The sequence below is a fragment of the Shewanella sp. BJSY2023SW007 genome (assembly GCF_047314525.1).
In the GTDB taxonomy this organism is placed as follows: Bacteria; Pseudomonadota; Gammaproteobacteria; order Enterobacterales; family Shewanellaceae; genus Shewanella; species Shewanella chilikensis.
Genome location: NZ_JBKORL010000095.1, coordinates 1 through 24,044 on the forward strand (window position 1 = coordinate 1; position 24,044 = coordinate 24,044).

Here is a 24,044-nt window from a genome sequence, read left to right on the forward strand (position 1 = left end):
TGTTGGGCTTGTATATCTCAGACACTGAAGGTGCACATCAGTGGCTAAGTATACTAACCGATCTTCATAGTCGCGGAATTAAAGACATCCTGATTGCCTGTGTCGATGGCCTTAAAGGCTTCCCTGAAGCCATTGAAACCATTTACCCACATACAGAGGTGCAGTCATGCATCATTCATCAAATTCGTAACTCAATGAAATACGTAGCGTCTAAAAACCAGAAGGCGTTTATGGCTGATTTAAAGTGTGTCTATAAAGCCACAACCCTCAATGCAGCTGAGATGGCGCTGGACGAGCTGGAAGCCAAATGGGGCGACAAATATCCTGTGGTCATCAAGTCCTGGCGCAACAAGTGGGCGCTGTTATCGACCTATTTTAAGTACCCGGAATACGTGCGTAAGGCTATCTACACCACGAACGCGGTTGAGGCCGTACATCGTCAGTTTCGTAAACTGACGAAAACCAAGGGTGGTTTTGCCAACGAGAACAGTTTACTCAAACTGCTCTACGCCGGTATATTGAAGGCTCAGGAGCGGTGGTCACACCCGATTCAAAACTGGAATTTAACGCTATCTCAGCTGTCCATCCATTTTGAAGGACGACTGGATGCTCACATCGATCTGTGATTTTTAACGTGACACAGAATTTTGAACACCCTCCTGAAAACAAACCCAAGCCAAGCCCCCTTTACCTGATAAAACAAAGCCTCGCGAGTTCGAGGCTTTGGATTCAAAACATTATTTTAATAATCAGAACATTTTTGGGGCCTTATACATATACCTCTTATCAATATAAAGCACTTTGCTTTCCATTGAGTTTGCTATCACTAGATATGACTTTTTATACTCTTTAGTCTCATTGAATCCTGCATATACCATGTACGAAAGATAATCACTATTCAATTTAATGTTCGAGCAATTTAGAGGTTTATTGTCAATCTCATAAGGCTCGTAAACCAAACTTTTACTGCCAGCTAATGCTAAAAGTTCATGCAGGCTTATAGATTCCTTGCCTACTAAGCCTAATGTTTCTCTGGCTTCTTTTTCAATTTCTGGGGGGCAAAAATCCATAGCTTCAGCCTCTGTACTATTACAACCTGTAACCATAAATAACATAGATATGATAAAAAGTTTTAATTCGACTCTCATTTATCCAGCTCCTTCTCTAACCCAATATACAGCAGGAATATACAGGACACCCTAAACACTTTCCGAGCTGCAAGAAAGCCCGCTGCAAGGTGTCACTCTCTGATAAATAACGACGGATTTTTGGAAATGAAACTCTCTGAGACGCTCACTTTCGGAGGTTCATGCAGAATTGCCCTTGCCAGGCCTGCCTGCGGCAGGCTTAAGCCTGTTTCTGCAAAGATCACAATCGATTTAGATTAATAGGGATGCATTTGCTCCAAGACTTTCTGCCGCCACAGCGGCTATCAACTTCGCCCAAGAGCAATTCATGAACCAGCGCTAAACTCAGCTGCCGAATCAGGGATTCGACAGCATTTCTCAGGCTGTGCCGCCGACCGTCAGACGGTCCAGTTTAAGCGTTGGCTGCCCAACCCCGACCGGGACACTCTGGCCGTCTTTACCGCAGACGCCGACGCCTTTGTCGAGTTCAAGATCTGTGCCCACCATGGAGATCTGCCCCATGGCTTCCGGGCCGTTGCCTATCAAGGTCGCCCCCTTCACCGGACTGGTGATCTCGCCGTTTTCAATCAGGTAGGCTTCAGAGGCCGAGAACACAAACTTACCCGAGGTGATATCCACCTGACCGCCACCGAAGTTGGGGGCGTAGAGGCCTTTTTTCACCGACTTGATAATATCGGCGGGCGCCGACTCACCGGCCAGCATATAGGTGTTGGTCATCCGCGGCATAGGCAAGTGAGCATATGATTCGCGGCGGCCATTCCCGGTGGGCTTTTGCCCCATCAGGCGGGCATTGAGCTTGTCCTGCATATAGCCCTTGAGAATGCCGTTCTCAATCAGCACTGTCTTGTGCGCCGGGGTACCTTCATCATCTATGGTCAGCGAGCCACGGCGGTTTTCCAACGTGCCATCGTCCACCACAGTGACCAACTTGGAGGCCACCTGCTGGCCAATCTTACCGCTGAAGGCGCTACTGCCCTTACGGTTGAAGTCACCTTCCAGACCGTGGCCAACCGCTTCATGCAACAAGACTCCGGGCCAACCTGCGCCCAGAACCACAGGCATTTCACCGGCAGGGGCGTCTATCGCCTTTAGGTTGACCTGTGCCTGACGCACGGCCTCGCGGGCAAAGGCAAAACACATGGGCAGGCCGTCATCAGCGGCAGCCATCAGGGTTTGATAGTGGTGACGACCACCGCCACCGGCACCGCCCCGTTCACGGCGGCCGTTTTCTTCGAGGATCACCGAGCAGTTGAAGCGTACCAGCGGCCGGATATCCGCCGCCAGAGTACCATCGCTGGCAGCTACCAGTATCTCTTCATGCACTCCGGCCAGGCTGACCACCACTTGAATGATGCGGCTATCCAGGCTGCGGATATAGGCATCCGCTTCCTTGAGCAGGGCAATTTTACGGCCCTCTTCCAGTGCCGCTATCGGATCTTCACTCAGATACAGCGCCTTGGCGCCGCGGCGCTTCCAGGCCTGAGTTTGATAGCTGCCCCCAGTCTGGGCTATGCCTCTGGCGGCATCGGCGGCGGCAGCCAGGGCCTTGGGGGTTATCTCATCGGCGTAGGCGAAACCTGTCTTTTCACCACTGATGGCTCGAACACCGACACCACGCTCAATATGAAAACTGCCTTCCTTGACTATGCCATCTTCCAGCACCCAGGTTTCATGACGGCTGCCCTGAAAATAGAGATCGGAAAAATCCACCTGGTGTTGGTGGATTCGCTCCAGGTAAGTTTGCAGATCGTCGAGGTGCAGTCCCTCTTGCAGTAAACTCTGTCCCACTTGGGTTAAAAATGGCATTGGGTCTCTCTCAATCCGGCCCTGTGGCCTTGTTGGTTATTTCCGCTTACCGTCGCCCAGTTGCGGCGGCAAAAATCTATTGTGTGTCTCTACGGGCATGGCGCTGCGCACCCGCGCTAACTCGGCCTTGTCCAAACATGCCTGCACCCAGCCTGTGCCTTCGGCCTTCTGCGCCAGAATGCGTCCCCAGGGGTCGACTATCATGCTCTGGCCCCAGGTCTCGCGGCTTCCTTGATTATGCTGGCCCCATTGCGCCGCCGCCAGTATAAAACACTGGGTTTCTATCGCCCTGGCTCTGAGCAACACTTCCCAGTGCGCCTCGCCTGTCACCTTGGTAAAGGCCGAGGGCAAGGCGATGATCTCGGCGCCTTGCAAACGCAGCGCCCGAAACAGATCCGGGAAACGCAGATCATAACAGATAGCCAGGCCGATGCGGCCAAAAGGGGTATCCACCACGCTTATCCGCTCACCCGGGCAAAAGGTATCGCTCTCGCGGTATTGGCCTGTACCGTCGGTCACTTCCGCGTCAAACAGATGCAGCTTGTCGTAGTCGCCGAGTACCTGCCCCTGATCATTAAACAGATAACAGCGGCTGTAAACCCGGCCATCGCCACAGGCTACCGGAATAGAGCCGGCCAGCAGGAAAACCTGAAACTGGGTGGCAAGTTCGGCCAAGCGCCGTTTAAGCGGACTTTGCCCAGGCTCACCGGCCCAGGCCAGCTGCATGCTCTCATGGCCGCCAAACAGCAGGCTGCACTCGGGCAGCACCACGAGTTGGGGTTCATTATCTTGGCGGGGAAGAGTCTCAAGCTGCGAGACGATAAATTGCAGGTTCTGTTCCGGCTCGCGGCAACTCTGACACTGTAGCAGACTGACTTGCATGTTCGACTTCCTGTTTCACTGGCACTTCTGTCTTGGGTTCACTCGGCGATTTGAGCGGCAGCGGCGTGACTTTATCGGCTTGAGGCAAAGGTTTTTCAGCCTCAGCGCCGCCCCCCTCTTCAACAGCCCTCACTGGGTCGCTGTTAAGCGCTTTGGCTTTGTTGTACTTGGCTTGATCGCCTTGGCCTGCATCCGAGGCCGCAGGCTCATCATCCTGCACATGAGTCTGTCCTTTCCCAGGCGCCGATTTGGGTTGCCGTGGCAGTACAGACTCAGGGATCTCTATCTCTTTGCTCTTTCGCTCCAACTCTTCCAGCTTGGGCTCTGACATGGTGCCGGTCAAGCGGAAACGTATCTCTGAAATAATCTCAATCACGGGTTCCAGCACCTTGGTCAGGGCAAAAGCCCCCAGGCCCATGGTCCAGGCACTGGTACTGAGCAGCACAACAGTCGGCACGCTGGAGGCCAGTTGCGGCACAAAGCGAATATCATAGTTGAGGCTCTCGGTAACCAGATCGGTATAGCCGCGCACCTTCATGTTACCGGCAATGGCGTCCATCTCGGTATTGGTGGTCTTGAGCACCCCGTTCTCCAGGGTCAGATCGCCGCCAAAGGAGTTGTAATACAAGCCCTTGCCAAACACATCGGTAAAGTCCAGTGACAACTTGCGTAAAAGCGAGTCCAGACTAAAGAGAGAGAAGATCCGCGCCCCCTTGTCACTGAGCTGTTCGATATGCCCCTTGCCGAGATCGAAACGTACTTTACCGCTGAGACTCTCCAGATTAAACGCCAGCGGCGCCCCCAGCCAGTTGAGCTCGGCCTTGACCTCCAGCGGCGAGTCTTTCACGCCGGGATCCAGTCCCAAGCGAGTAGCCAACAGATCAAATTTATCTCCCTTGAGATTGAGCTCGACCTGGGTCCGGTTGTTACCATCACGGCTCAGCCATTCACCCTTGCCCTGCAAACTGGCATCGTTGCTGCTGAGCGCCAAGGTCTGGATCTGATAGCCCGTCGCCGACGGGTTAGCCTGCAACAACAAACGCCCCAGCGCCATATCCTGATAGCGGAAATCATCCACCTCCACCGCCAGCGGCGGCAGGTCACTGCCCTGAAGCAGATTGGTTTCAGGCTCGGGCTCGGATTGCGCTTTGGAATCGGGCTCAGCCGCTGCTGCCGCTATCGGATTCAGATACAGGCGCGAGGCCACCAGCTTCAATCCTTGGCTGTACCAATCCGGATAGATCTCTACCCGACCGGAAAACTCCGGTGACAGTCCCTCTATCTGCCAGGCATGCTCTCCGGGGCGGGCACTGAGTTGCAACTCGGTAAAACGCTGCCCCAGTAGCTCGAGCTGTTTCACTCTGGCCTCTATCCCCTTGAGCGGAGGGAAGAAGGCCTTGTCGGCTGCAATGCTTGTAGTGCCGGCCGTGCTCTCGGTTTGAGTCTCATCCTGGGTCTTGGCCTGGGTCTTAGCTTGAGTCACGGCTTGAACTGCTGTTTGGCTCTCGCCAGCAGCCTTTTCGTCATGGTTACCACCGCCGACAAAGGCGTTGATCAGCGGCTGCCACTGGGCAAAATCCACCTCATCCAGGGCCAGCCGTAAGTGACCATCCTGCTTCTGCAACTGATCGCCGCTGCGATAGAGGCGCCCCAGCAGCAGGTCATAGTGTTTCAGGCCCTTACCTGAGTCGGCATCAAAGCCACCCCAGAATTCGGCCTTATCCCCCAGACGCACGCCCAGGGAGCTGGTCTTGTTGTCACCGAGCAGCTCGGCCTTGAGCGTCAGCGCCTGCCCAGATGCCTTTTGATAAGGCGGCGGCAACAGCAACTCTGTCTGCTTGAGATTGGCATTAACATTGGCTTGAATTCGATAGCCTATCTCATCAAAGATCAGCTTCAGATTCCCCTGCCAATCCAACGCGCCCTGATAAAAATCGCTTAAAGGATTATCCAGCTCGGACGGCAAGTTGGCGAGGTTCCACTGGCCCTTGAGCCTGGCATTGAGCCCCATATTCTGATTGACCTTGCCGGTATCGAACCCAAACTGCAACGGCTGGCCAAACAGGCTGGCACTCAAGCCTTCACCCTTGACCACCTCGTTATGAAAACTCACCTTGCCGCTGACCTTATCCAGCAGCACCCCTGGCTCACGGATATAAATCGGCACCCCGGCAAACTGGACATCACCGAGGATCTGCGCCTCTTCACCGTCATAGAGCGGAATACTCAAATCCAGCTTGCCGCTGACAGGCCCCTGAACCTGCACCACATCCAGGGTGATACCGACACTGTCTCTAAGCGGCGAGCGCTGCAACACCTCAGTGGCATCCTGCCCTTGAGTCGCCAGTTGCGCCTCGACCCGCAGCAGACTCCGGTGATCCATCTTGGGGATATAGACATGGGCGCCATCGGCCGCCACATTCAACAGCTTGCCCTTGTTGACCCAGAGATCCATCCGGGCATTTTCAAACAGCGCCTTGAGACTCAAATCTGTCACCGCCGGCCAATCCGGCTGGAAGGCATATTCGGCGTGGGTCAGATTGAACCCTGCCTGAAACACCCCGGAATGATCTTGATAGGGAAATCCGGCCAACTCACCGTGCCAGACCACGGCGGCATCATCGCTACGACCGGCCTTAAGGGCGCCTTCCAGATAATCGGCCAGCGACTCACCCATGGCATGGCGCGGGAAATAACGCCCGGCATTGGCGGCGTTGAGTAGTTTGACCCGGGAAGACAGCGCCAGGTGTGGCTTGTCGGCCAGCAGCAAACGCATCGAGGCGTCCAGGCTGATGTCGTCATTGCCCAGATGTAGTGCCGGCAGCACCAGCGCCTGGCGCTCAAGCGAGAAGCCCAGCTCAAAGGCATCGGCGCGAAAACTGAGCGGCGCCTTGAAACCATCGCCAAAGTCCAGTTTATAGTCCTGGCTAGGCAATGCCGCGCTGAGGAAATTGTTCCGCCATCCCAGGGAAAGATCGATTGGTGTGCTGCCAGGGATGGACTCGGAAGGCTGCCAGCTAACCCGCTCCAGCGCCACTTTGGCCTGCAGTTCACCGTCCTTGGGGCGATAGATAGCCAAAGGCCCGAGCTTGCCCTGAGGCTTGAGTTGCTGCCAGGTACGCAAGCCTTCCAAGGGCATGCCGGGAACTAGCGGTAACAGCGGCAACAAGCCATCGAGTTGCAGTTCATTGAGTTTGCCATAAAGCACCCCGGCGGTTTCCATGGCGTGAAACTCCAGCTTGGGCCAAGGCTTGTCATTGGTTGCCAGCTTGAGCTCGCTGCTGTCCAGGCGCCAGCCGTCGGCTATGGGCTGCCAGGCGATCACTCCACCGTCTATGGCAAATTTTTGTGGCTCATCTCTGAGCGACCAGCGCAGCCAGCTGGGCAACAGCTTGATCACCCCGGATTCCAGGCCACGGTTGGCAAACTCAATCCAGGCTTCCAGGTTAATCACGCCCTCCAGTGGCAGCTTGGTTTGCGGATCGTAGGGATTGGGCTGGCGCGAGGCCCACTTACCTAGATCCAGCGACTGCGCCTGCAGATAGGCCTGGCCCTTGATACTATCAGGCTTGTAGCCATCGCCCTTGAGATCCAGCCTGAGAGTGAGTTGTTCGGTCGCCGTTGCCAGCTCGTCCAAATAGAGAGCGCCGCTGCCCTGATGCAACTTGCCGCTGTTGCGCCAACTGAGGTCCCGCAGATGAATGGGACGATAATCATGGCTGCTGGACAGCAGTTGCACACTGGCATCGCGAATAGAAAAACGGTCCAGCTGCTCCAGCAGCAAAGCGTAGAGCCAATCGATATTGGTGGCTGGGGCAGGTTTACTTTCAGTATCAAGAGTCGCGGTCGATTTTTGCCCCAGATGATCCAGATCCAGCGCCAGTTGCACCCCGTCGAAGATCACGTCTTCCACTTGCGGGCCGGCGGTCATCAGACTCTGCCAAAAATCCAGTTTGACATCGACCTTGTCGATCATGAGTGTCACCGGCAAACGCTCCTGCGGCGGCAACACCAAGTCCTCAACCGTCAGCGCCGGGCCGAAAGCCTGCCAACGGGCCGACAGATTGCCTATCTGGACCTCGACGCCATATTCGCGCTCGACATAGTCGGCCAATTGCTGCTTGGCTTCATCCAGTTGCGGCAACAGCCCGCGGATGAGACTCACCATCAAGGCAAACAGCACCAAGGTCACGGCCAAAGTGCGCCAGCAATAGCGGCCAAGGGTTCGAGGGCAAAAAGACAGCCGCACTAGACCATCACCACATCATATTTACTCTGCACATACATGGGCTCGCAGTGAATGCGAATACGCTTGCCGATATAGACTTCGAGTTCAGCCACCAGGTGGTTCTCGTCATCGGACAGGCAGGCGTGTACCGCAGGGGCACAGTAAATCAGGAATTCATCGGCATCATAGGTGCGGTTGAGACGGATGATCTCGCGGAAGATCTCAAAGGAGACGGTATCCACTGTTTTCATCGAGCCGGTACCACGGCAGGCAGGACACTCGCCACAAAGTACATGCTCCAGGCTCTCGCGGGTGCGCTTGCGGGTCATTTCTACCAGGCCGAGGCCGGAAAAACCTGAGATATTGGTCTTGACCCTGTCATTGGCCAGTGCCGTGGCCAGGCTGTTGAGCACCCTTTGTTTGTGCTCATCCTGCAGCATATCGATAAAGTCGATAATGATGATGCCGCCCAGATTACGCAGCCTCAGCTGACGGGCAATCGCCTGGGTCGCTTCCAGGTTGGTGTTGAATATGGTTTCTTCGAGGTTACGGTGGCCGACAAAGGCCCCTGTGTTAATGTCCACAGTAGTCATGGCTTCTGTCTGGTCGATGATCAAATAGCCACCGGACTTGAGTTCCACCTTACGCTCCAGCGCCCGCTGAATCTCATTCTCCACATCGTAGAGATCGAAAATCGGCGCCGGGCCACTGTAGTGTTCTATCTTATCGGCAATTTCCGGCATGAACTCCTGGGCGAAATGCAGCAGTTCCTCGAAGGTGTGGCCCGAGTCCACCTGAATGCGATCGAGCTCGGCACCGACAAAGTCCCTGACAATTCGCACCGGCAAGGCCAAGTCCTGATACAGCAGCGTGGCCTTGGGCCTTTTGCGCCGCTCGCTGACCTTGGCCCACACCCGCCGCAGGAAAGCAGCATCCTGCGCCAGTTCATCCTCACCTATGCCTTCGGCCGCGGTGCGAATAATAAAGCCGCCGTCATCGTCGACAAAAGGCAGGGTAATCTTCTTCAGCCGCGCCCGCTCCTCTTCGGAGTCTATTCGCTGGGAAACCCCCACATGGCTTGAGCCCGGCATAAACACCAGGTAACGGGAAGGCAGGGTAATATCCGTGGTCAGCCGCGCGCCTTTGGTGCCAAGGGGGTCTTTGACCACCTGCACCATGATGTCCTGGCCCTGACGTACCAGCTCGGCAATATCACGCACCACGAAGTTGCCCTTTTCCACATCGGCAACGCACTCTGTGTGCGGCACTATGTCCGAGGCATGCAGAAAGGCCGCCTTTTCCAGGCCGATATCGACGAATGCCGCCTGCATCCCGGGCAAAACCCGACTGATCTTGCCCTTGTAGATATTGCCCACCAGGCCGCGCTTCATACGCCGCTCGATATGCACTTCCTGCAGGACACCGTGTTCTACCAATGCGACTCGCGCTTCCGTGGGCGTCACATTGATCAGCAGTTCTGACCCCATCTTCCGCGGAGCCTTGCTATTGACTGTGCGACTGGTATTCACGATTTACCCTTGTTGGATGTTAATTCATTGATTTTATCGACTGGCGGGCGTTAAAGCTGCTAAAAATTCGTCAGTTTGTGTAAGCGAGCTTACAAACATCCGGCCTTGTGCAACAGCGAGCGGGTTTCAGCCATGGGCAGGCCCACTACCGCCGAATAACTGCCTTCAATCTTGGCGACAAAGCTGCCACCCAGCCCCTGAATGCCATAGGCTCCCGCCTTGTCCATGGGCTCGCCCGAGGCAACATAGGCCTGAATATCGGCATCGCTCAAGTCGCAGAAGTACACCTGGGTGACCACCAGAGCCGCCTCTGTGCGCTTGCCATCGGTCAAGGCCACGGCGGTCATCACCTGATGACTGCGGCCACTCAGGCTCTTGAGCATGGCGCAGGCATCGGCCTTGTCCACGGGTTTACCCAAAATTCTGTCGCCCAATACCACTATAGTATCTGAGCCCAGCACTAGAGTATCAGACCCTTGCTGATGTTCAGGGTTCCCGCGCCACAGGGCTAAACCTGCAGCCGCCTTCTCTTCGGCCAAACGGCTGACAAACTGCTGCGGGGTTTCCCCGGCTTGATGACTCTCGTCGATATCGGCGGGCAGGATCTCAAAACCAAAGTTCGGATTTCCCAGCGCCAGCTGTGCCAAAAGCTCGCGGCGTCTGGGGGAGGCTGAGGCCAAAATCAGCGGCATATTAACGTACCTTGTAGTGGCGCCTGACGCGGCGCAGTATCCAGAAGACCCAGGGCCAAATGACCAGGCTGGACAGGGAAGGCAGGAATAGCTCCATGGTGAAATGCGCCCCTGATACCACAAACTGGGCCCAGAAAATAATCAGATGATAGAAGCAGATCAGGCTGGCGATCACCAAAGACTGCTGCCACATGGGGAAGTTACGCAACTTCTGAAAGTGCAGTACCACCACATAGATCACCAGGGAAATGGCCAGTGCGCGGATCCCCAGGGTAGCCCCCAGGAGAATGTCCAGCAGCACCCCCAACACCCAGGCGGTGAGAATATTGTATCTATGGGGCAGTGCCACGGCCCAATAGATCATCACCAGCACCAACCAATCGGGGCGCCAGGCGCTGAACATTTCCGGTACCGGCATGATCTGCAGCAGCATACCCAGCAACAGGGTCAGCCATACCGCCAAACGGCCATTGGCATTTTCCAGACTCATGATTCGGCTCCACTGTTGGCGTCGATTGCAGCCGGCTCTAGTGACTCAGGCTTGGCGCCGGGATGGTCTTCAGGCCAGATAAGCAGCAGATAACGGATTCGGTCCAGCGCCGCCAGCGGCTGCGCCGTGACCTTGAGGTAGCTCTGGCCATCGTCCCGGGAAACCGAAATCACCCGCGCCACCGGATAACCTTCCGGGAAGCGGTTGCCAAGCCCAGAAGTCACCAGCAGATCGCCGACCTTGATGTCGGTACTCTTGGCCACGTGTCTGAGTTCTATCTCATCGAGCTCGCCTATACCGTTGGCTATCAGGCGCACATCGTTGCGGGTAATACGCACCGGCAAGCCGTGTTTGGGGTCGGAGAGCAGCAACACCCTGGCGGTGAGTTCGCTGACCTGTACCACTTGGCCGACAACCCCCTGGGCATCCACCACCGGCTGACCGACAAACACGCCGTTGCGACTGCCGTGGTTGATCACCACATAATGATGGAAGGGGTCACTGGCCACTTCCATCACCTCGGCCACCATCTTGCGCGAGTCCATATGCACCGGCGAGCCCAGCAGTTCACGCAAGCGTTGGTTTTCCTGGCGCAGGTGTTCAAAACGCTGCAGTCTTTCACTCATCAGCAGTTGCTGGCGCAAGAGTTCTTTGTTTTGCTGCTCCAGCATGTCACGGGTCGCCAGACTCTGGGCAGACCAATCCAGCAGCTCACCTGGCACATTGGCCAGGTACTGTAGAGGGCTCAGTAAGGATGCCAGCGACTGTCTCGCAGGTTCGAGACGATCATTGGCAACCAGCAGGATCACCGACATGACCACTGCCAATGTCAACCTGAACTGATTTGAAATACCGCGAACAAAAATAGGCTTCATAGAAAAGCTAAGGCGGTAAGATACCGCCTGTGCTGGAAAGTATTAGTTTTCTTCTGAGAACAGGTCACCGCCGTGCATATCGATCATCTCCAGTGCTTTACCGCCGCCGCGGGCCACACAGGTAAGCGGATCTTCGGCGACCATTACAGGGATCCCGGTTTCCTGCATCAGCAGACGGTCCAGATCCCGCAGCAAGGCACCACCACCTGTGAGCACCATACCGCGCTCAGAGATGTCGGACGCCAACTCCGGAGGCGACTGCTCCAGTGCTACCATCACGGCACTGACAATGCCCGACAGCGGCTCTTGCAGCGCTTCGAGGATCTCATTGCTGTTCAGGGTAAAGCTTCTCGGTACCCCTTCGGCCAGATTACGGCCGCGCACTTCAATCTCCAGTACTTCATCGCCTGGATAAGCCGTGCCGATTGTGTGCTTGATGCGTTCGGCCGTGGCTTCACCAATCAGGCTGCCGTAGTTGCGGCGCACATAGTTGATGATGGCATCGTCAAACTTGTCACCTCCGATACGCACGGAAGAGGAGTAAACCACGCCGTTGAGCGAGATGATGGCCACTTCAGTGGTACCACCACCTATATCCACCACCATGGAGCCTGTGGCTTCGGAAACCGGCAGGCCGGCCCCTATGGCGGCCGCCATTGGCTCTTCAATCAGGTAAACCTCACGGGCGCCGGCACCCATAGCTGACTCCTTGATCGCGCGGCGTTCAACCTGAGTGGCACCTACAGGCACACACACGAGTACCCGAGGGCTTGGGCGGAAAAAGCTGTTGTTGTGCACTTGCTTGATAAAGTGCTGCAGCATCTTTTCGGTTACATAGAAGTCGGCGATAACCCCATCTTTCATTGGGCGGATGGCCTGAATATTGCCGGGGGTACGTCCCAGCATCTGCTTCGCCTCAGTACCGACTGCGGCCACGGATTTCTGCCCAGAGCTGCTTCGTTCGCCACGGATGGCGACCACGGAAGGCTCATTCAATACAATGCCTTCTTCACGAACATAAATGAGAGTGTTAGCTGTACCCAAATCGATCGACAGATCGTTAGAAAAAATGCCACGCAGCTTCTTGAACATGTAACTAGCCTGTATTCTGTGGAGTCAGAAGAAATGAAAATCAGCTAACTTTATCAATGCCTCCGGCATTCCACAAGACTCGCGGGGTTAACATTCGCTAATCCGTGAGGGTTTTTGGCATATATCTGTAAAAGCTGTCGCAATGCGCTGAGATAAAGTTGCCAAAAGCTTGGATCATGCCAATCCCTTGACATGATTTGTGTGCTTATTAAGCAAAAAAGGTTTGCACCAACATAAAGAGCCCGGCCGACAAAACTATGGTCATAGGCAGTGTCAGTACCCAGGTTAACAGGATCTGTTTAATAGTGTTTTTCTGTACTCCGGAGCCATTGGCCACCATGGTGCCGGCCACGGCCGAAGACAGGATATGGGTGGTAGATACCGGCATGCCTGTCATACTGGCGATACCGATAGAACCGGCGGCGGTCAACTGCGCGGCGATACCCTGACTGTAGGTCATGCCACCGTTACCGATTTTCTCGCCAACCGTGTGCACAATCCGGCGCCAGCCCACCATGGTGCCGCAACCCAGCGCCAGGGCAACGGCCACTATGACCCATAGCGGCGCATATTCGGTAATGGCGTTAAGCTGACCACGCCAATGTTTTAACTGACTGACTTCTGCAGCGGGCAATGGCTGCTTGGCCAATTTGCGGGTACTGTCATCGATACAAAGGATCAACTGCCTGGCTTGCCGGCGCTGCTCCTGGGTCAGCTGTTTAACCGTATTCCCTTGCTCAAGGAGCCTATCCAGGCTTTGCATCGAAGCTATGGCCGAGTCCTGACAGCGACTGTCGGCGGCGTGCTCACCCAAGTTAGCCACCAGCTGCGGGTTGCGATCATACAAGGCCATGATGCGCCGGTTGGCATCCTGAGCCTTATCCATATCGAAGCTTTGACTGTTCAAGTCCAGGGCAAAATACCCCGGCGCCATGCAGATAAGCACCAACATCACCAGACCTATCCCCTTCTGACCATCGTTGGAACCATGGGCGAAACTCACCCCCATGGCTGAAGCTATCAAGGTAATCCGGGCCCAGAATGGCGGGTGCTTCTTGCCATTGACCGCCATCTGCTCTGCCGGAGTGCGATGCAGTTTGGGCTTACGCCAGATACGTTTCATCACCAACAGCAAAATCGCCGCCAGAATAAAGCCCAGGGTTGGAGACAAGAGCAAGGAGAGCATGATATCTATCGCCTTGCCGGTATTGACGCCATCCAGCGGCGATTGGCCGTTGAGCCAGGCATAGGCACCACCGACACCCATGATGGAGCCGATCAGAGTGTGGGAGCTGGAGGCGGGAATACCGAAGAACCAGGTACCCAGGTTCCAGACGATGGCCGAGAACAGCAGGGAGAACACCAGCAACAGGCCTTGGGAGGAATCCATGTCCAACAAGAGCCCGACCGGCAGCAGATGCACTATGGCGTAAGCCACACCGAGCCCCCCCAGCAACACCCCGGCAAAGTTGAACAGCGCCGAGGCCAGCACTGCGCCTCTGGCCGGCATGGCATTGGTATAAATCACAGTGGCTACCGCATTGGCGGTGTCGTGGAAGCCATTGATGAACTCGTATGCCAACACAAAAAGTACAGCCAGGATCAGCCCCAAAGACCAGATCCACCCCAAACCCGCAAGCGCTTCCAACATAATTTAATCAGCCAAATACAGCAGAGGCTGTCGATTATGCTCAATGTGAGTTGAAGACAAAGTTAAATTATCTACATCTTGGCGCTTTAGTGATTTGCTTCACACTGTTGTTATTTGGCTTCAGTTAACTTCCCGCCAACTGATGATCCTGTCGTTGCCGCGATAGCGGCCAAAGAAGGCACTGGCTCTGGGGTCGCTAAGTGTGCCGTCATTGAGACCATTCCAATTCCAGTACCACTGCAACCATTCAGGCGTTTTGAGCGGCGCCGTCACCTTACCGCGATAGCCGGAGCTTCCGAGCGCACGCCACAAGAGTTCAAATTCACCGCCAAAGGCAGTGACTGTGTTGCCGCCGCTGGCGAAGCGGCTAATACTCTGCCCGGCACTGAGCGCAGGTTCATAGCGGTAACCCAGGGTGAGTTGATCCTGTTGATATTCAAGCGGCGTGTTGAACACACTGCAGTTATCCAGCTCGTTCAAACGCCAGCCACTACCATCCCAATACTCTGTCCTCGCCGCCATGCTCAAGATTTGGGTTTCCGGGCCAAAGGTATTGTCCAACAGCAAACGCCCATGACGCATCTTTTGGCTACCAAGACGCACGGCGCTGCAGCTGCCTGCCACAGAGCAGTCACCGCTGAAATCGCTTTGCATATTGCTCCCCTGCAGCTCGGCAATCTTGTCCGGATCCTGAATTTCCAGGCCTATATCCAAAAGCGGGAAAGGCCCGTCTGTTGCAACAGGGTCCTTACGGGCAAACTTGAGTTGCCCTTGGAACTCAGCCAGGCCATCCACCCAGGTATCTGAAGTGATCTCGCCCCCCGAAACCCGGCTGTCCAAGGCCACTCCGTCGAATTGATTGACTGCCTGATAATGACTGTAAGCCTTGGCAAAATCACCGACATAATTTTGGGTCACTTGCCTATCCAGTGCCAAGGCGCTGACTTTATAACTGACTTCAAATGGCTGATCCATATAACTGAAACCATTACAGGCGGGCAGCAAACTGGCTTCATCGACTCGGAAAAAAGCCGGCACAAAACGCCCGACTGGCATTTTGGTTTTGCCGCTCGGCCCCTGCCAATAAGCACTGGCCACCAAACTCGGGAAGGTCACACTGCCCTCGTAGGGCAAAGGCGCCGTGACGCCGAATTCAAACACCCCAACCTCACTGACCGCCTGAGCGAGCCGGTTATTCTCAGGCGTTTGCTGGCGCAGATGATCATACTGCTGCAGTTGCAGTTCACCGGGTTGACCTGAAGCCGGTGCAATCAACTTATGCCATAAAGAGAGACCCGCCTGTTGATAGGACGGAGTAGTAAGGTTTTTACAGAGATCGGCATTGCCATACTCAGACCAAGCCTTGGCGCTGATGCTAAGTGGGAAATTTTCCTGCGCTCGCCGAAAAGGCGCACAGGAGGCATCCGCGGCCTGGCAGTATTGCTCTACCTCGATACAGAATCCCAACGGGAAGCTGACAAAATCATCGGCGCCGTGCATCACCAGCCCCGCATCCCCTTCGCTGGTCGTTCCCGTATAGAGGGTGTTTAACTCGACCCGACCGGCATCGGCATAATTGATATCGATTCGGCTTTGGCCTTGACTATCGAAGGCCAAGGTCAGCGGCGTGGCGGCAGCTTGACTGCTGCCTATATCCTGCCAGCTCAGGGCGCCTGTCGGTTTCAGTTGCATCTTGGGTGAACCGACAACTACCGACAGCGCCTCACTCCAGAACGAAAGCGTCTTGTTGGTACTGGCAAAGGCCGGTACACACTGGGCTGTGCCATCTGACTTCATAGCCTTAACTAGCACTCCCGTCTCTGGCTTGTTGGCCAGCTTATCTGCCACATCAAAGATGAAACCACTATCGGCAAAACTCAGGCGACAGGCGGCCGAACTCAAGGGATCGCTGCCACTTCGGCAAAGGGTATCACTGCCGGGGCGTGTGGCCGGTGTCGAGGAGGAAACCCCCAGTGTCAGCGGCGTTTGATCAAACTTTTGCAGTTGAATTTGGGTACTGCCACCGTTGAAAGTCACCGAACTTGCCGGCAACCAACGGCCGTTACTGACGGGGTTAGGGCTCAGATTGGCGGTGACAGTACCAGTGAAGAGCTCTGAGCAGCTGGCATTTTTACAGGCCCTCAAGGTGATGGGTTCGGCGCGACAGGTAAAAGGCGCGCTGCTGTAATCAAACTCAAAATGATGCACCTGCTCGCCCACGGGTTTTGACTCCAGGGCACAAACCTTGAAATTGTCTATCTCATGGTTGTTGTTGGCATCACCGGTAGAGCCGGTCAGCGACAGGTAAAAATCTGTCGGCACACGGCTTTGGCCAGGAAAGTTACGGGCATTGAATGGGCTCACCAGAGTTTGGTAACCGGCACCTGTATCTCGCTCAACAGACACCATGGCCATGTTGGCCTGGCGGGAATCTACAGTAATCTTATACTTGTGCCCCGGCGCAGGAGACTGAGAGCCTCGAACATCAATACCGGGACTGATAGAATCTTCCGTCCCCTTCAGGTAACGATAAGAACCCGCCTCTGAACCACGAATAGAAACAGATTGTCGAATCTCCCCCAGGCCTCCGACACGCCCTTCTGTAGGGTTGGAAAAATTTCCGTATTCATCCAGTGCCACCCCCAACCAGCCTCCGGCAAAACCCGGGGTACCATCATTACGCTGGGCATAACCCAAGGCGCCACCAAAACTGCCCGGCTGCGGCGTCACCGCCGCATCAGAAAGGATCACCGCCACCCCATCACCGCCGGTGCCACGCCGGGGCGACCAAGCGTAATAATCAAATTCAACTGTTACCAGGTTGCCTTCGGCCGGAAACAAGCGCTGATAGGTACTGGAGGTTGCCTGATTGCCCCGGGCAGGAGTCAAACGCAGACGTCCGCCCACTATGCTGGGCGGCACTGAATTGCCCAGCACCTTGATGGCCCAATCATCTGCCGATAGAGAAGCCGAATTAAAATAATCTTTGAAACAATGCAGTTCCTGCGGTGGAGGATCCACTATGACTTCGTTAACTTGAGTATCACTATTCATTACCAAATGGCGACTGGTTACTCTGCCATTCACCACAGCTCTATTATTTAAAGTCACCGTACCGTCGGCGTATACATAACCATTAATTGTACTATCGTTATTCAATGTCAGGCCGTTATAGGCCACTATGGTCAATTGCCCACCCGAAGCCACATTAATAGTCGCACCATTTAATTCTGCATTATTCGAGATAAAAATGCGGCTGTTACCTTGCACATACAACTGAGCACCTTGATTAAGCTGCAAGGTTTCCAGCCAATAATCTCCCTGTGCCAACATTAACCTGGTATTGTTACCAAGCTCCATTGAACGGAAACGATATTCCATATTCGCATTAGAGAACGTGCCCACACAACCACTGTAGATTGACAGCCTTCCCCACATATTTTGCACGGCACTTTGCTGGGTCAGGGTTGCACAATCAGAAATCGAGCTCCAACTGGTACTCGTCTTAAATCGATTTTCGTTGGCATTAAGGTTGAAGCCACCAACACTAGAACTGGCAATCTGGCATTGCATTCGCCCACCGTTACCATCATCACACGCATCCGTAGGTGACCCGTTATTTATTGAGCAATACTTCAATGCCATCCCTTGGGTTCCATTGATTTTAGCATTGTTATATAAGGTTAGAGATGAAGTACCCTGCGCATTACAATTCCGATTGTTATTACCATGATGCCCTTGCACCACTGCTGGAAAAATTTCACTATTATCAATAACCTCGAATGACATTGCCTGAAATGAGCAACATAAGGTGATAACCCACAACAAGTATCTATTCACGGGCTTCCACCTCCACAACCCGGCTCACTCTCAGACATTGACTGTCATCAGCCGCGCCCACACCACAACTGCCGCTCTCGCATACCGCCTTGCTGCGGATACGATACAACTTGGCACTGACCGGGCTGGTATCCTGGCTTAAGGTCTCGCAACTAAGCTGGACATTACAGCCATGAAACCCGGTCACGTCCGGCACCGTCCAACTTGAACCCACGGCGGCGCAACCGGCAGTGCCGCCGCTTAAGGGGAACAGCCTGGCCAGGGCCGCATCGGCGCCGCTGTTGGCAGCATTGAGCGCCCTTAAGCCCCAGACTTCCAGGTTGACGCCCTCGTCGGCGTCGCCGCCAACCCGCAACAGAGTCACCGCCAACAGCGACATCACCAATATTACAAAGATGGCTATCACCAAGGCGCTGCCGCCCTGATGCTTTTGCGCATAACAGTGATAATTTCGACTAAGGAACATTGATCACCTGCACTTGATGTTGATACTGAAACTGCTCGCCGACAACAGCAAACTGCGGCTGCAACTGTACTATGGCGTTGTTAACCAGAGTCGCAGGCAACAAACGCACCGCCGGGTTGGTGGCCATATCATTACTCAAGCCTTCGGCCATCAAGGCTCCAGTGCCCATGGTATCGGGCAGAGGTTGGCCGGCATGATAACCATAGTGGCTATAACGGCGAATGCTGCCATCCACGGAAGAAAAGCAGTAGCTGACAGGTTGCCCGGCCACATAAAAGCGCTTCGCCGGCGAGGCTTCGGCAAAATTAACCGCAGCGGCAAACTGCAAGGTCAGCAGTGAGCCGTTGGCAGTGACCTTCTCTATAGCGTGACGCTTGTTGCTGCCACTGCCATAAACCTCCGCATTGGTCAGCGGATACACCAGCAATTGTTCACCGGCCGAAACCGCCGTTGCCGGTGCAAATGCTGTGGCATTGTCCGCCTGGACATCCGGCGCCAGTGGCAATGACAGATAGCTGCCGCTGGCACTGATGGGCAGAAACTCCAAACACTGCAGCTGAGAACTGGACTGCAACCTGAGGCTGGAAGGCACGGCATTACGCAGTTCCCGGCTCAGGCGCTCCATCACGAAACGGCTGCTGCCCAGCACTCTGTCAACGGCGGTAGAATCCACAAAGATACGGGTACCAAAGATAATAAAGCTGCTGACACCCACCACCAGAACCCCCAGGATAAGGATCACAGTGACTAACTCCACCAAGGTAAAGCCCTTGGCGAAAACCTGTCCTTTGAGCTGCATAAATCCCTTACTCTGCCTGCTGCGCATCAGAAATTACTCCTCAGCACGTCGTAACGGATAGCTTCGCCTGCCGGGGTGGTTACCGTGACAGTCACCAGCTTGCTGTTGGCTTGATACTGGGATACCTGAACGCTGAGGCGATAGCCTGGATAGTGTTTAAGATAATTCCGGCTGGCATTAAGCATCAGGCTCTGCTCGTTAAGACCGTGGTAATCGTCGATATCGTCAAATTGATCCCGACTCTCACCATCCGGGCCATAATCGCTAACCCGGGTACAGCTGACACCGCCCAAACCGTCACAGGCGGGTAGACCACCGTTGGCGCCGCTATGCTCATCATAACGCTTGCCCCAGATTTCATTGATCACAGCCTGAGCCAACTCGGCGCTGCGCACTCTATGCAGGGTCTGCGCCGCGTGATCGCTTTGGGGAAACAGCACACTGGTCAACAGCACTAGGGCGATACCGAGCACCAACATGCCGATCACCAGCTCTATCAGGGTGAATCCCCGCGCTTCAGCCCTCATGGATATAGCCCTCGGACTCTATGGCGATAGTCAGGGTTTCATCGGCGACCACAGAGAGGCAGGCGCCATTGCAGGCAAGGTTAGTGCGGCCCAAAGCATCGAACTGGATCTGAAAACTGTCAGCGCCGTTACTTTGAAGCAGTATCCGGGTATTGCGCGGCAAGCTTTCGGCGCTATTACTGCGGATAAGGGTGGCGCAATCCTGGGTCAAATGGCTGAGTTGATAAGCGCCGCTGCTGATAGTGAGTCGATAACAGCGGTCGGGATTATTGAGAGCCAACATCTGGGTCTTTTGCAGCTCGGCAATCAATTCCTGTCGCAGCGTCCAGGCACTGTAACTACTGGAGGATACCAATTTGGGCAGCACCACAACAGAAAGTATGGCCAGCAACATGATAGTCACTACCAGCTCCACCAGAGTAAACCCCCGGGCGCCTGTGCCCTTGGTCGCAGCCATATGATTTCCCGCCAACGCTATCCCCGCTCAAGTATGGCAAATAAGCTCAATAGTTTGAATCCTGACGTAAAAAAGGCCTGCTTGGCAGGCCTTTTCAGCTACAGGCTATTAGCAGTTGGTATCCACGATCTCATATACGGGCAATGAGTTACTGGTAGCTTCCGAATACTCAACAAAGCATTTATAGGTGTCTGAAGGCGTTGTTCCCTTGCGATAAATGATCACATCAGCAGCACTGACATTGGCTGCGCTGGGAGCTGCGATAACCCAGTCCCCGCTGGAGGTGGTATCTGCTTCCAGAATTTTGAGAATATTGGTTGCATCAGCCTTCACATATCCATATACAGCAGTGATATCCGCACTATCATCCCCTGTAAGATCAACATTGTCACCATTGCTACCGTCGTCTTTTTCTTTACCTTGAATAGCAGCTTTCGAATAGAGCAAGGAATTACCGCCCTGTAACGCTGCTTTCATACCAGAAAGAGTTGACTTGGTTGCATCTGATTGCAGATTCAAAAACTTAGGCGCTGCAGTGACGGCCAGTATCCCCAAAATGATAATCACCACCACTAATTCAATCAGCGTAAACCCTGTTGTTTATTCATTTTCTATCCCTTTCAAATTAGCAATCTGTACCTGTTACCACATACTTTGGCAACGAAGTTACTGTGGCTGGGGTGTAGTTAATACGACAGGCCTCACTGCCTTTCTTACCCTTGGGGACAATAATGAAAGAAGTTTCACTGACATAGATCACCCCAAAGTCTTCAGTTGCAACGGTATCTGTTCCGGTAATAGCCTCGAAAGTATTGTCCATGGCTTTTTCCAGATTGGTTTTCACTGTGGTGGAATTGGTCGCACTATCCAAATATCCAAAATCCACAGTAACACTAATATCACTGTTACCACTCTTGCCAATGACAACACTCTCACCCGCAGTTTTACCTTGACCGGCAATAACAGCCTTGGAATACACCATGGCATTGGCCCCCTGAAGTGCCGCCTTCATTCCCTGGAGAGTGGATGCTCTGGCATCGGATTGCAGATTGATAAACTTGGGCGCTGCTACCACAGCTAAAATACCGAGAATGATGATCACCACCACCAATTCTATCAAGGTGAAACCTTGTTGTTTTCGCATAGCGCTTTCCTTTGGTTCAAAAAATACAATTCAATCAGTTGCTGAAACTCAAGACCTGGCCGGTTCCCGGGTTATAGGTAATACCCTTGGCACCTGTGGTGTTGAGATCCGGCGCCGGTGTTGCCACGCCTGAACTTTGGTTCAGTGCCAATGATGCCACCTGATGGTAAACACAGAGATCCAGCCCGGTTATTAAAGTACCGTCAATGGCTGTAGCACTTACACCTGCACCATCCAGGGCTCTGACGGTATAACGTTGTTCTCTGGCGTCAGCGGTATAAAGCACATTTTTGGGCGCGCTCTGAAGCACAGTATTAAACACTTGCTGGCAACTGGCATCATCCATGGAAGTGGCCGAAGTATTGCCAGTGCCGGTTGGATAACCGAAACGGGTGTCCAAAGACACGGAAATACCATCGAGGAGCACTGACGTATTACGGCGACCATCAACCTCCCATTGGGAGCGTACAAAACTCACCGCCGTAGCCAGGCCACCCGTCACGCCTTCGAGGCTGGCATCCTCGGCATCATCTGTCACATTCAAAAAACGCGGAATAGCAGTTGCGGCCAGCAGGCCCAGGATAACTATTACTATCACCAACTCGATTAACGAGAAGCCTTGCATCTGTCGTTTCATCTAGGTTTCCTCCACCTGTTCGCCATGGATATTAGCAGCTCCGTTAAGATAAAAAACCATTTAGTCAATAATCTGTATTTGACGTCAAAAAAATGACCCTTCCAGTGTCCAACTGATAGCTCAAACTGTCACCGGCAGGGCTCAGATAACGGCAACTTTGATCCCGGTTGATAAACTGAGCTTGAATCACCGCCTTATCCGGTATACCTCCCAGAAGCTGCTGCCAAAGCACCTCGCAGCCTTTGTCATCCCGGCTGGGTGCCTGTGGCCAACCGGCCGGATTCATTGCCAATGGACTAGGCTGCACCTCGTGATCCAATGTTTGCCAATCCAGTTGCATCTGTTCAGGGCGCCCCAAACGCAACCACTGGGATCTCACCATAGCTATCACATTCAACAACCTGTGGTGTTCAAGCTGCAGCCCTCTGGCCGATACCTTGTCCACAGCAGAAAAATAACGCATTCCCAACACCGCCAAAATAATCAACAGAATCAACAGCGCCGCCATACTGGCAAAGGTTCGCAGCAGATCTTCCTCAGCCTGATGCTGGCTTGGCATCAGCCGCCTCCCTTGACCACATTGAGCATGTCCCACATAGGCAGATAAATACCCAGGGCCAGGATTAACACAACAACTGCCACTATGCCGATCAAAATAGGTTCCAGCCTGGCGGTGAGGTTCTTGAGGTCATAATCTACCTCACCCTCATAAAAATCGGCGGCATCATTGAGTAGCTGATCTATGCGGCCGGTTTCCTCCCCAACCGCCACCATCTGCAACACCAGAGGCGTAAACAACTGACTCTGATTGGAAACCCTCAGCATGGATTCCCCCGCTTCGACCCCGCGGCGCATGTTGACGATTCTGTCGTGCATATAACTGTTATCCACGGCGTCGGCCACCAAGCTGAGCGTCTGAGTCATGGGCACCCCGGCGCTCAACATCATGGCGAAACTACGGCAATAACGAGCCAGGGTCGAGCGCTCTATGATGGAACCCACCGCCGGAATATGCAGTTTCCAACGATCCCACTGCTTTTCCCCCTGCTCGGTTTTGTGCCAATAACTCACCCCGAGTACAGTTACCACCAGCGCCACCAGCATCAAGGGCCAATAATTGACAAACAGGTTGGAGGTACCGATAAGCAACCGGGTCGCCCAGGGTAATTCGGCACCGAAGCGGGAAAACATTTCGGCGAACTTGGGGATCACCATAATATTGAGGATCACCAGTGCCAGCACCACCGCCAACAGAACAAACATAGGGTAACGCATGGCAGATTTGATCCGTCTGCGGGTTTCCTGCTCCCGCTCGATATAACCGGACAACTGCAAAAAGGCATCTTCCAGTTTGCCGGTGTTTTCTCCCACATGCACCATGGAGACGAACAAGGCGTCGAACACGTCCGGATGGTGGTTCATCGCCGACGACAGCGGCCGCCCGGCGGTCAACTGCTCTGAGACATCCTGCAACGCCTCTTTCATCCGCTTTGAATGGGTGGTTTCCGCCAGCCCGGCAATGGCTCGCAGAATAGGAATGCCGGAGCGGGTCAGGGAATACATCTGCCGGGTAAAGATCTGCAGTTCATCCAGGCTGACTCTACGTTTCAGTAGGCCCTTGAGGCTAAGATCCCGGCCCGCTTTGACCTCATTGAGTTCCAGCGGGATCACGGCTCTGGCCAGCAGTTGATCGGCTGCCGCACTTTCAGAGGCGGCATCCAACTGCCCTTTTACCTGTTCACCACCGGCATCCCGGCCCCGATAGGCATAAAGCGGCATAA

The 24,044-nt window shown here is 54.3% G+C and carries 21 protein-coding genes; 1 reads left to right on the top strand and 20 read right to left on the bottom strand.

What is annotated here, in order from left to right:
* Positions 1-626, top strand: a 626-nt coding sequence (locus tag ACMHXE_RS16220; protein ID WP_224868444.1) for an IS256 family transposase, incomplete at its 5' end; no start/stop codon positions are given.
* Positions 627-749: 123 nt separating this feature from the next.
* Here the strand turns inward: ACMHXE_RS16220 and ACMHXE_RS16225 are convergent.
* The 20 genes from ACMHXE_RS16225 to ACMHXE_RS16320 all read right to left on the bottom strand — a co-directional run bounded on the left by ACMHXE_RS16225 (position 750) and on the right by ACMHXE_RS16320 (position 24,042).
* Positions 750-1,148 carry a hypothetical protein gene (locus tag ACMHXE_RS16225; protein ID WP_101054766.1) on the bottom strand — a complete coding sequence of 133 codons (399 nt, stop codon included), beginning with the start codon at positions 1,146-1,148 and terminating at the stop codon, positions 750-752.
* Positions 1,149-1,505: 357 nt separating this feature from the next.
* Positions 1,506-2,954, bottom strand: coding sequence for a metalloprotease TldD (tldD, locus tag ACMHXE_RS16230; RefSeq protein WP_071475647.1), 1,449 nt, complete (start codon positions 2,952-2,954; stop codon positions 1,506-1,508).
* A 36-nt stretch (positions 2,955-2,990) separates the two neighbouring features.
* Positions 2,991-3,836 (bottom strand): carbon-nitrogen hydrolase family protein, encoded by an 846-nt coding sequence (locus ACMHXE_RS16235; protein WP_412502375.1) that lies wholly within the window; start codon positions 3,834-3,836, stop codon positions 2,991-2,993.
* Positions 3,760-8,085, bottom strand: a complete 4,326-nt coding sequence (locus ACMHXE_RS16240; protein WP_413732792.1) for a YhdP family protein — start codon at positions 8,083-8,085, stop codon at positions 3,760-3,762. The genes ACMHXE_RS16235 and ACMHXE_RS16240 overlap by 77 nt, the downstream gene beginning before the upstream one ends.
* The gene (gene rng, locus ACMHXE_RS16245; protein WP_044735291.1) at positions 8,085-9,551 is read right to left on the bottom strand and encodes a ribonuclease G; all 1,467 of its coding nucleotides are present in this window, start codon (positions 9,549-9,551) and stop codon (positions 8,085-8,087) included. Before rng ends, ACMHXE_RS16240 begins: the two co-directional genes overlap by 1 nt.
* A 131-nt stretch (positions 9,552-9,682) precedes the next feature.
* Complete coding sequence (locus ACMHXE_RS16250) at positions 9,683-10,285, bottom strand: Maf family protein (protein WP_145839124.1); 603 nt, start codon at positions 10,283-10,285, stop codon at positions 9,683-9,685.
* A gap of 1 nt (position 10,286) precedes the next feature.
* Positions 10,287-10,775, bottom strand: coding sequence for a rod shape-determining protein MreD (gene mreD, locus ACMHXE_RS16255; protein WP_071238668.1), 489 nt, complete (start codon positions 10,773-10,775; stop codon positions 10,287-10,289).
* Positions 10,772-11,650: a rod shape-determining protein MreC gene (mreC, locus tag ACMHXE_RS16260; RefSeq protein ID WP_101054754.1), complete on the bottom strand. Its 879-nt coding sequence runs from the start codon at positions 11,648-11,650 to the stop codon at positions 10,772-10,774. The genes mreD and mreC overlap by 4 nt, the downstream gene beginning before the upstream one ends.
* Before the next feature lie 42 nt (positions 11,651-11,692).
* A complete protein-coding gene (locus tag ACMHXE_RS16265; protein WP_025011854.1) occupies positions 11,693-12,742 on the bottom strand; it encodes a rod shape-determining protein in 1,050 nt (349 codons plus the stop codon).
* A gap of 208 nt (positions 12,743-12,950) precedes the next feature.
* Entirely contained in the window at positions 12,951-14,393 is a 1,443-nt protein-coding gene (locus ACMHXE_RS16270) for an inorganic phosphate transporter (protein WP_335917445.1), read from the bottom strand.
* A 120-nt stretch (positions 14,394-14,513) separates the two neighbouring features.
* Positions 14,514-17,774: a DUF6701 domain-containing protein gene (locus ACMHXE_RS16275; RefSeq protein WP_413732795.1), complete on the bottom strand. Its 3,261-nt coding sequence runs from the start codon at positions 17,772-17,774 to the stop codon at positions 14,514-14,516.
* A gap of 451 nt (positions 17,775-18,225) precedes the next feature.
* Positions 18,226-18,699, bottom strand: a complete 474-nt coding sequence (locus tag ACMHXE_RS16280) for an MSHA biogenesis protein MshP (RefSeq protein WP_345855616.1) — start codon at positions 18,697-18,699, stop codon at positions 18,226-18,228.
* Positions 18,689-19,525, bottom strand: coding sequence for a PilW family protein (locus tag ACMHXE_RS16285; RefSeq protein ID WP_287589668.1), 837 nt, complete (start codon positions 19,523-19,525; stop codon positions 18,689-18,691). The genes ACMHXE_RS16280 and ACMHXE_RS16285 overlap by 11 nt, the downstream gene beginning before the upstream one ends.
* Positions 19,525-20,025 (bottom strand): prepilin-type N-terminal cleavage/methylation domain-containing protein, encoded by a 501-nt coding sequence (locus tag ACMHXE_RS16290; RefSeq protein ID WP_101054742.1) that lies wholly within the window; start codon positions 20,023-20,025, stop codon positions 19,525-19,527. Before ACMHXE_RS16290 ends, ACMHXE_RS16285 begins: the two co-directional genes overlap by 1 nt.
* Positions 20,015-20,482, bottom strand: a complete 468-nt coding sequence (locus tag ACMHXE_RS16295; RefSeq protein ID WP_101054739.1) for a Tfp pilus assembly protein FimT/FimU — start codon at positions 20,480-20,482, stop codon at positions 20,015-20,017. Before ACMHXE_RS16295 ends, ACMHXE_RS16290 begins: the two co-directional genes overlap by 11 nt.
* A 108-nt stretch (positions 20,483-20,590) precedes the next feature.
* Entirely contained in the window at positions 20,591-21,052 is a 462-nt protein-coding gene (locus ACMHXE_RS16300) for an MSHA biogenesis protein MshA (RefSeq protein WP_413732798.1), read from the bottom strand.
* Between the two features lie 55 nt (positions 21,053-21,107).
* Positions 21,108-21,626, bottom strand: coding sequence for a type II secretion system protein (locus tag ACMHXE_RS16305; protein WP_219012047.1), 519 nt, complete (start codon positions 21,624-21,626; stop codon positions 21,108-21,110).
* Between the two features lie 34 nt (positions 21,627-21,660).
* Positions 21,661-22,263, bottom strand: coding sequence for a Tfp pilus assembly protein FimT/FimU (locus tag ACMHXE_RS16310; protein ID WP_039034083.1), 603 nt, complete (start codon positions 22,261-22,263; stop codon positions 21,661-21,663).
* Positions 22,264-22,327: 64 nt separating this feature from the next.
* Entirely contained in the window at positions 22,328-22,822 is a 495-nt protein-coding gene (locus tag ACMHXE_RS16315; RefSeq protein ID WP_413732800.1) for an MSHA biogenesis protein MshF, read from the bottom strand.
* Positions 22,822-24,042 (bottom strand): type II secretion system F family protein, encoded by a 1,221-nt coding sequence (locus ACMHXE_RS16320; protein WP_413732802.1) that lies wholly within the window; start codon positions 24,040-24,042, stop codon positions 22,822-22,824. Before ACMHXE_RS16320 ends, ACMHXE_RS16315 begins: the two co-directional genes overlap by 1 nt.
* Between the last annotated feature and the right edge of the window lie 2 nt (positions 24,043-24,044).